Consider the following 13947-nt stretch of genomic DNA (forward strand, 5'->3'; position numbering starts at 1 on the left):
TCACGACACTCCCGGCGCGAACGGAAGCCTGCCGGCCGCCGGACGGGTGCCGTCGGCCGGGGCCGTCAGGTGCTGTTCGTTCCCCAGTCGTCCCCGCCGCTGCCGTTCGCGTTCCGGTCACGCAGGGAGCGGACACGCCCGGCGACCGAGGCCGGCATGCGGTCGCCGACCTTGTCGCTCATGACGTGGAAGGCCTTCCCGGCGATCTCGCGTCCCTGCTGGGCAGCGGTTTCGGCGGTGTTGCGGACGGCGGGGTTCTGGGCGACCTGACGGGCGGACTTCTTCAGCTGCTCGTACCGTTCACGTCCGGCTCGCGTGCCCAGCACGTAGCCCAGAACCAGTCCGGCGACGAACGTGAGCCGATAGCGCATGGCGGCCACCCTTCCCTTGCGTCTGCGTCGTCCCTTGCGTGGGCATCGGCGCGGGGGAGTACTGATTGGCGGAGCACCCCCCTGCTTGCGCTAATGTATGTGTCGCAGCGAGCGCGCGCCCCCTGGCGGATACCCAGGTAGGTACGTTCGATGCAACGAGGCATTCCTCCGTAGCTCAATTGGCAGAGCAGCCGGCTGTTAACCGGCAGGTTACTGGTTCGAGTCCAGTCGGGGGAGCTCAATCCTCCGTAGCTCAATTGGCAGAGCAGCCGGCTGTTAACCGGCAGGTTACTGGTTCGAGTCCAGTCGGGGGAGCGCTGAAGAGGACCCCGCTGGGGTCCTTTTTCATGTCCGCGGGAACCGCCGCACCTTTGGTGGGCTCCTCAAGGTCACGTGTAGCCGACCATCCGAAGCAGGAGATCGTATGAGCGGCTATGCTGCGGCAGACGGCGCGCACACATGTACGCGACGCGCCGTAACGGGGCGGTAGCTCAGCCGGTTAGAGCAGCGGACTCATAATCCGTCGGCCGTGGGTTCGAGTCCCACCCGCCCCACCGAGGCCTGTCGGTGCAGGAATGTTTTCACCTGCACCGATTGTGCACCCTCTCTGCCACGGATGGCGGTAACGACACGTCAGGGATCGGCAGTCGGCCCGCCGCCCGCCCGAGTGGCGGAAGATCAGGACACCAACTGGCCCCAGCCGATGCGGAGTTCGGCCTCCCGGATGCGCTCCGCTCGTGGGCGTGCCGGGGTCCTCTGCAGGACCAGCACCGTCGCGCCCGGGTTGCGGCGATCCGCCGGCACCCCAGTCGTGCCGGAGGACGGTCGGTCCGGGCCCCCGAGGCCGGCTCGATGTCCCGCGTGACGCAGAGGTTCTCTCTCATCAGGCCGGCCATGCCCCCCGGATCGGACGCACGGGCGCGGGGGATCTTTCCGTGGGTACGCCACTTGGCAGGTTCCGTCCAGCGGGTCCGCTCGGCGCCGGGCACGCCACGTCACCGGTCGTACGGCACCCGCAGCCTCACCCGGGTCCCCGCGCCGGGCACGCTGGAGAAGGCGAGATACGCGTCCAGCAGGTCCGCGCGCTCCTGCATGGCCGCCAGGCCCATGCCCTGGGACGCGGCGCCCCTGGCGCGATGGGGTGTGCGGGCGCCGGGCGGGTTGGGCATCCCGCAGCCGTCGTCCGTCACCGTCGCGGTGACCGTGCGCCCGTGCTCGTGCAGCTCCACCCGGATGGTGCGGGGCTGGGCGTGCTTCACCGCGTTGGTGACCGCTTCCTGGACGATGCGGTACACGTGGGCCTGCGCCTCGGGGCTGAGCCGGCTGTCGCCGACCCCGTCCCCGTCCGGGTCGCCGCGGAACTCGACGGCGATGCCGAAGGTTTCCGAGGCGCGCTCGCACAGCGTCTGGAGGGCCGGCCGCAACCCCAGCTGGTCGAGGGCGGCCGGGCGCAGCTCGGCTATCAGATGGCGCAGCGAGGCGATCTGGTTGCTGATGAGGCTGCGCGCCTGGTCGATGGCCGCCCGCATGGCCTCGGGCCGCCCGCCGACGGCCGCGGAGGCCAGCACGATCTGCACCGCGCCCAGTTCCTGGAGCGTGTCGTCGTGCAGCTCACGGGCCCAGCGGTGGCGTTCCCGCTCCTCACCGTCGCGGCGCGCGGAGGCCCGTATCCGCTCGAGTCTGCGCTGACGCAGAGCCGTGGCGCGTCCGGTGGAGGCCGCGTAGGCGATCAGCAGCAGGGGCAGGACGTGCAGGGCGTTGAGAAGCGGCTCCTGGGCGATGCGGACCAGCCCCGCCACCGCGAGCATCATCGAGATCCCGGCCACGACCATCAGCCAGGTCCGGCGCGCCAGGGTGGAGAGGGAGGCGGCGGTGAAGAAGAGGATCGCCGCGGCGAGGGAGAGGACGAGTTCGGACTGCAGCGGCTGGTCGGTGACCTCCAGTGCCAGGGCCGCCACCAGCAGTGCGGTGGCCGCCGCCTCGGTGACGAGGCGGAACCGCGGTGGCAGCCCCCAGGTCATGTGAGCAGCCCGCGCTCGCGTGCCGCCGCGATCAGCTCGGCCCGTGTCTCCGTACCGAGCTTGTCCCGGATGCGGGCCCGGTGGGTCTCGACCGTCCGCACCGAGACATACAGGCGCCGGGCGATCTCCTGGTTGGTGTGTCCGGCCGCCAGCAGGGACAGCACCTCGACCTCGCGGCCGGTCAGCACGTTCCCGCCGTCGTTCCCGTTGTCCGCGGTCGCCAGGCGGGCTCCCATGGCGGGCTGCACGTAGGTGCCACCGGTGGAGACCTGGCGGGTCGCCGCGACCAGTTCCTCGCCGGCGGCCTCCTTGAGCAGGTAGCCGGTGGCTCCCGATCTCATCGCGGCCCGCGCGAACGCGGGATCCTCCTGCATGGTGAGGACCAGGATCCGTGTCTCGGGGGAGGCGGCCAGCATCTCGGGTATGACCGGCAGGCTCGACTGTCCTCCCATCGACAGGTCCAGGACCAGCACGGACGGACGGCGGTCCTGCACGACCCGCAGGGTCTCGGGCACGGTGCCGGTCTCGGCGACGACCTGGAAGGCCTTGTCCTGGGAGAGCAGCAGCCGCATACCTGCCCGGACCACCAGATGGTCGTCCGCGAGGACCACGGTCGTTCGCGGGTCGGCCGGGGGAGCGGGGCCGTGACGTTGGACGTTCATAACAGCAACGGTAGGACTCCGGTCGCCCCTCCGGCCGCTCCATACGGCCCTCGGGCGGGAGTGTGCGGGAAACCCGCAAGGGGCTGCGGGATCCCCGCGAGCCCCCGGGTGCGCATTGCGGACCCTCACTGCGGTACGGCGCGGATGCGGCACGCCACGGTGCGGGCGGAACCTGGATGACAGCACAGCCACCCAGGTACATCCTCAGGACGGCCACCATGACCCCTTTCACTCCTCCACACACCGACGGGTGCCCGGCCAGGCCCGCGGGGGACCCGCTCCAGCTCGCTCAAGGCCTCGCGGACGCGGCGGTGCCCGGTCTGGCCGACCTGGCTGCCGTCGAGCTCTCGGACACGGTCCGGTGCGGGGAACGGGCCTGGCACGGAGCGCAGAGCGCACGACCCACGTTGCGGCGCGCCGCCTTCCGTTCGGTGCACTGCCGTGGATGCCGTCCGGCCTATGCGGTCGGTGACGCGAGCAGGCTGCCCGCCAAGACTCCGTACCGCAAGTGCGTCAAGGACCTGCGGCCTCGCATCGTCCGCGACCTGGGCTCCCAGCCCCGGTGGCTGGCACGTGACCCGGACCGCGCCCGGCGGATCGAGGAAGCCGGGCTGCGCTGCATGATGGTCGTCCCGCTGACGGTCCAGGGCCTGGTTCTCGGACTGGCGACCTTCTACCGGCGCGCCGGTACTCCGCCGTTCCGGGAGGACGACCTGCGGGCGGCCACCGAACTCGCGGAGCGCACGGCCCGCGGTCTCGACCTGATGCGACGCCGCATCGAGTGGGAGGACGCCGGACGGGAGCTGCAGCGCTCTCTGCTGCCGGAGGAGATGCCCTCGGTGACCGCGGCGCCCGCCATCGGCGGACAGGTCTCGTCCGGCGGATCCGCCGGTGCGTGGTTCGACGCCATCCGGCTCCCGGGCGCACGTCTCGCCCTCGTGGTGGGCGTGGCAGGCGACGAGGGCCTCGGCGCGGCGGCCCGGATGGGATGGCTGCGGGCGGTGATCGGTGCGCTCGCCAGGCTGGACATGGCGCCTTCGGAGCTTCTGGCGCGGGTGAACGGCATCGCCGCGGACAGTCCCTCGCCACCCTCGCCGCAGGGCTGTTCCACGGCCGCCGACGACGAGCCGGCGGGCGCCGGGGACCACTGTCTGTTCCTGGTCTACGACCCGGTCAACGGGCGCTGCACGGTCTCACGGGCGGGCAACGTCTGTCTTCAGGTCGTCACCGCCCAGGGCAGGGTCAGCACCCCCTACCTGCCCGAGCACCGGCCGCTCGGCTCCTCGGACGAGCTCTTCGAGGAGTGGGAGTTCCAGGTCCATCCGGACAGCGTCCTGCTCCTGGGCAGCAGCGGCGAGGCACCCGAGCCCGCTCCGGAGACACGCTTCGGGCCGACCTCGCGGGCGGTGCCGAGCTGGTCCGGCCACCCGGTCCAGGCGGTCCTCGACGACTACGCGCGCGTGCTGCTCCCCGACCACTGCCAGGCGCTGCTGGCCGCCCGCACCCGGGCGCTGGACTCCCAGGACATCGCCAGTCTGCGGCTGCCCCACGACCTCGCGGCCGTCGTGGTGGCCCGTGCCTGGACCCGGCGGCAGTTGCAGGCCTGGGACCTCGACGGCCTCGACTTCAGCACCGCGCTGCTGGCCAGCGAGCTGGTCACCAACGCCATCCGCTACTCGACCGGCCCGGTGGAACTGCGCCTGATCCGGGACCGCGCCCTGGTCTGCGAAGTGTCCGACACCAGCAGCGCGGCCCCGCACCCCAGGCATCCGAAGGCCGGTGACCAGGGCGGGCGCGGCCTGCTCATCGTCACCGAGATCGCCGAGGCGGTCGGGACGCGCTACACCTCACAGGGCAAGATCGTCTGGGCTGAGCAGGCCCTGTGACGCCGTGGCGGAGGACGGCGCGGTACGGCGACGGTCCACGAAGGGGTGCCGTACGGGCACCGGGGCGCGGGCCCCCCTTCGGGTCAGGCCGCCAGCGGATTGAGAAGCAGTGGCTGGATCCTGCCCTCCAGCATCTCTCCCAGGCCCTGGACCGCACAGATGTCCGGTCGCTCGGCGATGTGCACGGGCATACCGGTGGCCTGGCGCAGCATCTGGTCGAGGCCCGGCAGCAGGGCGCTGCCGCCGACCATCATGATGCCGCGGTCGGCGAGGTCGGCCACCAGGTCGGGCGGGCAGTCCCGCAGTACCTTGCCGATGCCGTCGAGGACGGCGGTCAGCGGGGTCTGGATGGCGTCCCGTACGGCGGCGGTGTCGACCAGCACGGAACGCGCGAGTCCCGTCGCCACGTCGCGCCCGAGGATCTCGGTGGCCGCGGGTCCGTGCGGGGTGAGCCCGTTGCCGGAGAGGGCGAGCTGCAGCGGCCGGACCGACTGGCTCGGCAGCATCAACGCGTGCTCGTGCCGCAGATGTTGCACGATCGCGTGGTCGACCGCCTCGCCTCCGACGGGGATCCGCTCCGCGGTCACGATGTTCCCGAGCGACAGCACGGCGATCTGTGTGGCGGCCGCCCCGCAGACCATGATCATGGAGGCCTCGGGCTGCTCCACCGGCAGCCCGCACCCCACGGCGGCCGCGACCAGCGTGTCGACGAGCTCCACCCGCCGGGCGCCCAGGCCCACCAGCGTCTCGATGGCCGCGCGCTGCGCCAGCGGGTCCGCGTCGTGGGGCGTGCAGGCCGCCGCCCGCAGCCGGGGCTTGCGACGCAGGCTCCGGCGCAGCTTCTCGCCCAGCAGATGGCGCAGCATCCGCTGGGCCATCTCGATGTCCACGACGGTGCCACCGGACACGGGCCGCGCCACGCGGATGTAGGCGGGAGTACGCCCCGTCATCTTCTCGGCGAGCTCACCGACCGCTATCAGCGCACCGGTCCGGGTGTTCACGGCGGCGGCGCTGGGCTGGTCCACCACAAGCCCGGCCCCCTTGACGTAGACACGGGTCCGGGCCGCTCCCAGGTCGACGGCGAAATGGCAACGGCGCAGCTGGTCCAGACTGACGGTCATGGCGGTACCTTCCGAGAACAGACCGCGGGTGGCCGCCGGGTGGCGGGCCTCTCCTTCAGCATCGTGCGCCGGACGGAAGGACCTCGCCCCTTGAGAGGGGCCGGGCGGGTTCACCCGGACGGGTGAACTGGGGTGCGTCGCGCCCTGGGAAGCTTGTGCCCGCGCTCCCCTGCCACCGCGCGCTGACCTCGGCATCGAAGCCTGTGCGGCCGCTTGCGGAGGAGTCTCCGCGTCTGTCGGTGGAGGAGTCGCGGCGCCTGCCCGCGGAGGAGTCCCCGCGTCTGTCTGCAAGCGGGGCCGCGGCGGGTGCCTAGGGAGGGGTCCTCGCGACTCTTCGCGGAGGAGTTCCGGCGTCTGCCCGCGGAGTCCCGCGCCTGCCTGGAGTGGAACACCCGTGCCCGCCCGCTACGGAGCCCCGTGCCCGCCGGCGAAGGAGTTCCTGCGTCTCCCTGCGGAGGAGTCTCCGCGCCAACCCGCCGTGGAGCCGCCGCACCCGCCCGCTAGCGGAGTCCCGCGCCCGCCCGCAGAGAAGCTGCCGAACCTGCCGGCGAAGGAGCCCGAGGAGGAGTCCCCACGGCCGCCTGGAAGCCGAGCTGCGTGGGTACCTACGGAGGGGTCCTCGCGACTCTCCGCGAAGGAGTCCCCGCCCGCGCCTGCCTGCCGTGGAACACCCCCGCCCGCCCGCAAGCGGAGCCGCCATGCCTCCCCGCTGTCGGGCTCCCGATCCCGCCCGCAGTGTGGAGCCCCCGGGCCGCAAGCGGTGCCCCGCAACGGCCCTCGCGCCTGCTTGCGGTGGGGCCCCCGCGGTCGCCGGCAGTGGAGCCTCCCGCGCTCGCCCGCAGCGGAACACCCCCGCCCGCTCGCAGTGTGGAGCCCCCGGGCCGCAAGCGGTGCCCCGCAACGGCCCTCGCGCCTGCTTGCGGTGGGGCCCCCGCGGTCGCCGGCAGTGGCGCCTCCCGCGCTCGCCCCCAGCGGAACACCCGCGCTCGCCCGCAGCGGAACACCCCCGCCCGCTCGCAAGCGGAGCTCCCGGGCCTGCAAGCCGAGCCCCTCAACGGAGCCCCGCGCCTGCCCGCCGTGCAGCCCCCGCGTCCACTCGCAAGTGGCGCCCCCCTGCCCGCCCGCGCCGGTGTTCCGTGGTTCACCCTGGTGGGGCGGCCTCGGCGGCTGCGATTCCCCGTACCACTCCCAGCTCCACCAGGTCCTGGGGGCGCAGGCGGAGCTGGTCCGCCGTGGCGTGCACCTGGTCGGCCGGGCGCTTGAGTATCGCGGCCGCCAACTCCGGTGCGATGACGGAGAAATAGCTGTCAGGTACGACCCAGGTGCGGTCGGGGGCGGCCAGGGCGAGCGCGCCGCCCGAGCCGCCCTCGCCGATCACCAGCGTGGTCACGGGCGTACGGGCGGTGGCGACCGCGGTGAACAGATCCGCGATGGCGGCGCCCACGCCCTGCCGTTCGGCCTCCGCGTCGTTGGCGGCGCCCGGGGTGTCCACCAGCGTCAGTACGGGCACGGACAGGGCGTCGGCCAGGCGGATCAGCCGGGCGGCCGTGCGGTATCCCGCGGGGCGGGTCGCGGTGCCGGTCTGGGCGGCGTACGCGATCGTTCGGCCGTCATGGATGCCGAAACCGCACAGCATGCCCTCCGCGTCCCTGCCACCGCTGCGGTCGCCGCCCAGGGCCGCCCGGCGGGTGAAGTAAGCGTCCAGGTAGGCCCCGGCGCGCGGGCGCTCCGGGTCGCGGGCGCGCCGCACGGCGTCCCAGCCGGTGGCCGGCAGGTTCGGCGCACCGAGCGCGGCGGGTACGGGCGCCGGCTCGGCCGAGGGAGCCGTCAGCAGCCGCAGCCACAGTGCGACCGTCTCACGCAGTTGCTCGGGCGGTACGACCGCGTCGACCGTGCCGGCCGCCAGCTGGGCCTCCGCGGTGTACGCCGCCGGGTCCGCGTCCGGCGGGCGTACCCGGGAGCCCGCGAAGCCGACCTGGACGCCCGGCAGGGCCAGCACCACATCGGCGCCTGCGCCCAGCGTGGCCCAGCCGCCGCCGGTCGTCGGGTCGCGCAGGACGGCGAGTTGCGGCAGCCCGGCCGCACGGGTGAGCGCCGACTGCCGGGCCACCCGCTGAAGCTGGGTCAGCGCGAGCATGCCCTCCTGCATCCGACTGCCGCCCGTCGCGACCAGCGAGACGACCGGCAGCCGGTGCTCACGGGCGTACCTGTGCGCCGCCTCCAGCCGGTCCCCGGTGCGCTCGCCGAGGGACCCGCCGAGGAAGCCGAACTCGAACGCGATCAGTACGGCCGGGGTGCCGCCGACGGTCGCCCGGCCGCAGACGACGGACTCCGCCTCGCCGGTGCGTGCGGTGGCGCGGGCGCGCGAGGCGTCGTAGCCCGCCCACTCCAGGGGGCCGTCCGGCTTGGACTCCCGCACGGGGTGGGGGAGTTCGCCGAAGTCCTCGGTGACGAGGGCGAGGGCCTCCCGCGCGGTCGGGCGCTCAGGCATCGCCAAGCGCCCGCTTCATGATCTTGCCCATGTCGTTGCGGGGCAGGGCGGCCAGGTACCGCACGACCCGCGGGCGCTTGTGCGGGGCGAGCCGGCGGGCCACGTGGTCGGCCAGCTCGTCGGCGCCGGGCGGGGTCGCGGGATCCACCGGCACCACCCAGGCGACGATCCGCTCCCCCAGATCCTCGTCGGGCTCCCCGGTGACGGCCGCCTCCCGTACCCCCGGGTGTTCCAGCAGGGCGTTCTCGATCTCACCGGCCCCGATCTTGTACCCGCCGCTCTTGATGAGGTCGGTGGCCTTGCGGCCCACGATGCGTACGTACCCGTCGGCCTCACGGACCGCCATGTCGCCGGTGCGGAACCAGCCGTCGGCGGTGAACGCGGCGGCGGTGGCGTCGGGCCGGTTGAGGTACCCGGTGAACAGGTTCGGGCCGCGGACCTGGATCTCGCCGACCGTCTCCCCGTCGTACGCGGCGATCGGCGAGCCGTCCTCCTCGACGAGCCGCAGCTCGACCCCGGGCAGCGGCACACCGACCGTGCCGGGGCGCGCCTCCCCGTCCGCGCGGACGCTCGTGTTCATCAGGGTCTCGGTCATCCCGTAGCGCTCGATGACCCGGCGGCCGGTCGCGGCGGCGATCCGTTCGTGGTCGTGCACGGGCAGCGCGGCGGACCCCGAGACCAGCAGCCGGGCGCCGGCCAGCGCCTTGGCCAGCCCCGGGTCGCCCGGCAGCGCCTCCGCGATCCGGTGGTACATCGTCGGCACGCCGAACAGCATGGTCGCCCTGCCGCCGAGCTCGCGTGCCACACCGTCGGTGCTGAAGCGTCCCAGGTGCCGGACGGACCCGCCCCGCCGGAGCGGGCCGAGGATGCCGAGAACCAGCCCGTGCACATGGAACAGGGGCAGCCCGTGCACGAGCACGTCGTCCCCGGTCCACCGCCAGGCGTCCGCGAGCGCGTCGAGCGTGAAAGCCACGGCGCGGCGGGGGATGACGGCGCCCTTGGGCGGGCCGGTGGTCCCGGAGGTGTAGACGACGAGGGCGGGGTCCTCGTCGGCGGCATCGGCGGGCGCGTACGCGCCGGCGTCACGCACATCGACATCGACGCGCTCCAACTCGCCCACCGGCCCGGGAAGTTCGTCGCCGGGGGCGGCCAGCACCAGCGAGGGCGCACTGTCCGACAGGATGTGCAGCAGCTCGCTCTCCCCGGACTTCGGGTTGAGCGGTACGACGGTCAGACCGGCGCTCAGCGCGGCCACCACACCGACGGCGGTCTCCAGCGAGGGCGTGGCCCACACGGCCACCCTGGCCTCCCCGCCGATCCGCCCGGCGAGCGCACCCGCCGCCGCGGCCAGCTCGGCGTACGTCAGGGCCCTTTCCCCGAAGCGCAGGGCGGGCCGCCGCCCGGCCGAGGATTCGGTCAGGACCGGAAAGAGGGAGGACACGCGGAGCACTCCTGGGGTCGAAGCGGACGTACGGACTCAAGGACCGTTCCTACACCAGAGTGAGCGAAAACCCGCTCGGGTGGTGATGGACACCTCACTTCGCCCGGTCCCGGCCGACGTGGGCGAGCCACCCAGGGGTCGTGCCCTGACAGCCGCCGCCCATATGGGGTGCCGCGGCTCCCCGGCCCGTTGTTAGCCTGCGCGCAGCAATCGTCGCCCGAACAGGAGTCCAGACGTGCCCCGCACCGATGCCGCCCGAGTCGCGCTCGTCACCTGCCGCCCCGGGCCGGACGTCTCTGCGGACCGCGATCTGCCCGGCCTGGTGACGGAGTTGAGGGCGGCCGGGGCCGGGGCCGATGCCGTGTACTGGGACGACCCGGACGTCGACTGGGCGGCGTACGACCTGGCCGTGATCCGCTCCACCTGGGACTACAGCTGGCGGGCGGCGGAGTTCACGGGCTGGGCCGAGCGGTGCGCGAAGGCCACACGGCTGGTCAATCCGGTGGAGGTCGTGCGCTGGAACACCGACAAGCGGTATCTGGGGGAGCTGGCCGCCGCGGGCGTCGCGGTCGTCCCCACGCGCTATGTCGCTCCCGGCGACCCCCTCGACCTGCCCGGGGACGACGAGTACGTGGTCAAGCCCACCTCCGGCGCGGGCGCCCGGTTCGCCGCCCGGTACACGCCCGGGGAGCACGCCACCGCCGTACGGCAGCTCGAGCGGATGCACGCGGAGGGGTTCACCGCGATGGTGCAGCCCTATGTGAAGGGCATCGACGCCGGCGGGGAACGGGCGCTGCTGTTCTTCGGCGGACGGTTCCTGCACGCGAGCCGGAAGGGCGCCGTCCTCGTGCCCGGCTCTCCGTACGACGAGAAGAAGGTGGCCCACCCCGGCGTGGAACCCTGGGACCCGACCGCGGCCGAACTCGACGTCGCCCGGCGCGCGCTGGCCGCCGTACCGGGCACACCCGAGCTGCTCTACGCCCGTGTCGACCTCGTGGACGGGGCGGACGGGGGGCCGTGCGTGATGGAGCTCGAACTGGTCGAGCCGAACCTGTTCCTCGACCTGCACCCCGGATCGGTGCCCGTGGTCGTGACGGAGATACTCAAGGCTGCCCGCGGACACCGACCCGCTGCAGCAGACCCCAGGTGAACTCCGCGGCGCACGCCCGCCGTTCGCCCGACGCGTCCGGCGCGGTGAAGGCCAGCCCCCAGCGCGTGGGTGCCGTACCCTCCAGCGGGCGGGCCGGGGCGAAGGCGCGGGCCACCTCGTCGACCGTGCAGGACCAGGGCGTGAGGTCCCGCACGCTCTCCAGGGCCGGTGCGGTGGCGCCCGGGGCGCGCACCAGCCACTCGTTCCACACCACCCCGTTCGGTGCCACCAGGATCTCGAAGCGCAGGTCCGGCCAGAGCGGCACCGGCCACAGCACGGCCTCGCAGTCCAGGTCGCCGATCCGGCGGGGCTGCGTCGACTCGGGCTCGCCGAGCACCGAGCGGTACCGGGAAGCGGCCGGCCGGGGACGCGGCGAGCGGACCATCGCCTGCCACCGCTTGTTGGCCTCACGCATGTCGGCGATGGACACGCCCAGCGTGCGGCGGGCGTTCTCGACCAGGTCCGGATTGTGGTCGGCCATACGGCGCAGCAGGACCAGCTGGAAGTCCAGGGCGCCGAAGGGGTGTGAGGTCCGGGTCACGAGCGTTGCCGACAGCCTTGCGTCTCGGTCGAGGGTCTACGCGCCCCACCGTACTGCCCGCCCGGCCTTCCGGGCGGCAGTGCCGGACGAAGCCCACGAGAAGGGTTTCGGGCCCATCCCCGGCACCCCGTGACCCGTGGGCGGGCGGCCCCGGACCACCGTCGCACGCACCGCACGGCCATTGCCCGGCCAAGCCCACTGTGACTAGCCTGTGTTCGCCATGCCGATCACCAGTTGAAATTTCGAACACAGGAGAGGGGGCCGGTCGTGGGACGCCTCGTACCTGCCGTGACCCGGGCTCTCGACATACTGGAGCTCTTCCTCGACGGGGACGGGACGCTCTCGGCCCCCGACATCGTGCGCAAGCTCCAGCTGCCGCGCACCACCGTGCACGAGCTCGTCACCACGCTCGCCGCCCGCTCGTACGTCGTCCCGGTGCCGGGCCAGCCGGGACGCTACCGGCTCGGTGTGCGCCCGTATCAACTCGGCAGCCGCTACGCCGAGCAGCTGGACCTCGCCGCCGAGGGCCAGCAGGTCGCCCGGTCCGTCGCCGAGACCTGCGACGAGACGGTGCACGTGGCGATCCTCGAGGGCACCGACGTCATCTACATCGCCAAGGTCGACTCCACGCACGCGGTGCGCATGGTGTCGGCGGCCGGCCGCCGGCTGCCCGCCCACTGCACCTCGGTCGGCAAGATGCTCCTCGCGTCCCTTCCCGAGCAGGAACTGGCCGCGCGCATCCCGGACGGTGCCGAGCTCGCCGCGATGACCCCGAACAGCATCACGGACGCGACCGTCCTGCGGGAGGCCCTGGGCGAGATCCGCGCCCGCGGCGTCGCCGTGGAGACCCGCGAGTCCAACCCCGACGTCAGCTGTGTCGCGGCACCGGTGCGCGACCGCACCGGGCAGGTGGTGGCCGCTCTCTCCATCTCCGTTCCGATGATCCGCTGGAGCGACGAGCGCCGCGGCGAACTGGAGCAGCTCGCCAGGAAGGGTGCCGGGGAACTCTCCGAGCGGCTCGGCCACCGGGGTGCCGCATGAGGGGGTTCGAGGTCGCCGTACGCGCTGAGGCGGCCCTCGGCGAGGGGCCGACCTGGGACACCGGCGCCCGGCGGCTGATCTGGGTCGACATCCTGGGCTCGCGCGTGCACACGTACGACCCCGCCTCCGGGCACCGCACGGTCATGGCGACCGAGCAGCACGTGGGTGCCGCCAAGCCGCGTGTGGGCGGCGGCCTGGTGGTGAACCTCCGGGACGGCGTCGGCCTCTACGGGCCGGGCGGCCGTGACTTCCGCTGGCTGCTCCGCGAACCCGTACCCGGCCGCCGTGCCAATGACGCGGCCGTCGCCCCCGACGGCTCGCTGTGGGCGGGCACCATGCGCTACGACGAGGCGCCCGGCGGGGGCTCACTGTCCCGCATCGCCCCGGACGGCACGGTGCGCACGGTGCTGGACGACGTCGCCGTCAGCAACGGCACGGGCTGGAGCCCCGACGGCCGGCTGATGTACTACATCGACTCGCCGACCCGGCGCGTCGACGTCCTGGACGTCGGCGACGACGGGCTCCCCCTCGATCGGCGCCCGCTCGCGCGGGTCGACCGCGGCTTCCCGGACGGGCTCGCCGTCGACGCCGACGGCTGCGTCTGGGTCGCCCTGTGGGACGGCGGGGCGGTCCACCGCTACACCCCCTCCGGAGAGCTGGACCGCGTACTCGAACTGCCCGTGCCCCGGCCCACCGCCTGTGCGTTCGGCGGGGCGGACCTGGCCGACCTCTACATCACCACGGCCCGCACGGGTCCGGACGCCCCGCATCCGCTCTCCGGCTCGGTGCTCGTCGTACCGGGCGCCGGAAAGGGCCTGCCGCAGCCGGCCTTCGCCGGCTGACACCCGCTCCAGGGCCCCGTGCGGCGGCGGGGCGGGGCCGCGTTCCCCCGCCTCACCGCCGTTCCGTCCCTCCCCGGGAGGGCCTCATGGCCCGCACCGGGCACCCTCTCGCGCTCACCGAAGCCGGGCCCGCGCCGACCCGGTGCGGGCCGGCCCCGCCAGGTCCCCGGGACCGCCGCGGCACGGCGGCATCAGCGCCGTTCTCCACAGCGCCGTCCCGAGCGCAGCCCTCGCCCCCTGTCCGGGAAGGCCCCGGCCTCTCCCGCACGGGGCGGGCGGCGGGCCACTGGGGTGGTCGGCGGCGACATCGGCACCCGCGGTCGGCGAGGGTCCGGGCAAGCGGCCCCGGTTCCGCGTTCAATACGCGCCAAGAACCGATA

The 13947-nt window shown here is 73.6% G+C and carries 11 protein-coding genes and 3 tRNA genes; 7 read left to right on the forward strand and 7 right to left on the reverse strand.

Translation table 11 applies throughout. The features are described from left to right. Positions 1-65 precede the first annotated feature (65 nt). Positions 66-371, reverse strand: coding sequence for a YtxH domain-containing protein (locus tag ABZ904_RS04300; RefSeq protein WP_359403686.1), 306 nt, complete (start codon positions 369-371; stop codon positions 66-68). A 164-nt stretch (positions 372-535) separates the two neighbouring features. On the opposite strand from ABZ904_RS04300, the gene ABZ904_RS04305 reads away from it, so the two are divergent. The 3 genes from ABZ904_RS04305 (at position 536) to ABZ904_RS04315 (ending at position 925) form a co-directional block, all read left to right on the forward strand. Further along, a tRNA-Asn gene (locus tag ABZ904_RS04305) sits at positions 536-608 on the forward strand. A 5-nt stretch (positions 609-613) separates the two neighbouring features. Continuing rightward, a tRNA-Asn gene (locus tag ABZ904_RS04310) sits at positions 614-686 on the forward strand. A 165-nt stretch (positions 687-851) separates the two neighbouring features. Next, positions 852-925, forward strand: a tRNA-Ile gene (locus tag ABZ904_RS04315). Between the two features lie 441 nt (positions 926-1366). Here the strand turns inward: ABZ904_RS04315 and ABZ904_RS04320 are convergent. Both ABZ904_RS04320 and ABZ904_RS04325 read right to left on the reverse strand, forming a co-directional pair. Then, positions 1367-2392 (reverse strand): sensor histidine kinase, encoded by a 1026-nt coding sequence (locus ABZ904_RS04320; RefSeq protein WP_359403689.1) that lies wholly within the window; start codon positions 2390-2392, stop codon positions 1367-1369. Beyond that, the gene (locus ABZ904_RS04325; RefSeq protein WP_361821047.1) at positions 2389-3054 is read right to left on the reverse strand and encodes a response regulator transcription factor; all 666 of its coding nucleotides are present in this window, start codon (positions 3052-3054) and stop codon (positions 2389-2391) included. Before ABZ904_RS04325 ends, ABZ904_RS04320 begins: the two co-directional genes overlap by 4 nt. Before the next feature lie 218 nt (positions 3055-3272). Between ABZ904_RS04325 and ABZ904_RS04330 the strand changes: the two genes are divergently transcribed. After that, on the forward strand, positions 3273-4940 hold the full coding sequence (locus ABZ904_RS04330; RefSeq protein WP_361821050.1) for a SpoIIE family protein phosphatase: 1668 nt from the start codon (positions 3273-3275) through the stop codon (positions 4938-4940). 83 nt (positions 4941-5023) lie between these two features. On the opposite strand, the gene ABZ904_RS04335 is transcribed toward ABZ904_RS04330, so the two are convergent. From ABZ904_RS04335 to ABZ904_RS04345, 3 genes are all read right to left on the reverse strand, one after another. Then, positions 5024-6061 carry a rod shape-determining protein gene (locus tag ABZ904_RS04335; RefSeq protein ID WP_359403699.1) on the reverse strand — a complete coding sequence of 346 codons (1038 nt, stop codon included), beginning with the start codon at positions 6059-6061 and terminating at the stop codon, positions 5024-5026. 1141 nt (positions 6062-7202) lie between these two features. Then, on the reverse strand, positions 7203-8552 hold the full coding sequence (locus tag ABZ904_RS04340; protein ID WP_361821054.1) for a carboxyl transferase domain-containing protein: 1350 nt from the start codon (positions 8550-8552) through the stop codon (positions 7203-7205). Continuing rightward, positions 8545-9993 (reverse strand): acyl-CoA synthetase, encoded by a 1449-nt coding sequence (locus ABZ904_RS04345; protein WP_361821057.1) that lies wholly within the window; start codon positions 9991-9993, stop codon positions 8545-8547. Before ABZ904_RS04345 ends, ABZ904_RS04340 begins: the two co-directional genes overlap by 8 nt. Positions 9994-10228: 235 nt before the next feature. Here ABZ904_RS04345 and ABZ904_RS04350 point away from each other — a divergent pair, with 235 nt between their 5' ends. Then, positions 10229-11143 (forward strand): hypothetical protein, encoded by a 915-nt coding sequence (locus ABZ904_RS04350; protein WP_360996660.1) that lies wholly within the window; start codon positions 10229-10231, stop codon positions 11141-11143. Here ABZ904_RS04350 and ABZ904_RS04355 read toward each other — a convergent pair. Then, complete coding sequence (locus tag ABZ904_RS04355) at positions 11097-11624, reverse strand: hypothetical protein (RefSeq protein WP_359403724.1); 528 nt, start codon at positions 11622-11624, stop codon at positions 11097-11099. The two genes, ABZ904_RS04350 and ABZ904_RS04355, sit on opposite strands and share 47 nt — an antisense overlap. Before the next feature lie 327 nt (positions 11625-11951). Between ABZ904_RS04355 and ABZ904_RS04360 the strand changes: the two genes are divergently transcribed. Continuing rightward, a complete protein-coding gene (locus ABZ904_RS04360; RefSeq protein WP_360996663.1) occupies positions 11952-12725 on the forward strand; it encodes an IclR family transcriptional regulator in 774 nt (257 codons plus the stop codon). Next, on the forward strand, positions 12722-13567 hold the full coding sequence (locus ABZ904_RS04365) for an SMP-30/gluconolactonase/LRE family protein (RefSeq protein ID WP_360996666.1): 846 nt from the start codon (positions 12722-12724) through the stop codon (positions 13565-13567). Before ABZ904_RS04360 ends, ABZ904_RS04365 begins: the two co-directional genes overlap by 4 nt. Positions 13568-13947 lie beyond the last annotated feature (380 nt).

The sequence above is a fragment of the Streptomyces sp. NPDC046900 genome (genome assembly GCF_040644975.1).
Lineage (GTDB): Bacteria > Actinomycetota > Actinomycetes > Streptomycetales > Streptomycetaceae > Streptomyces.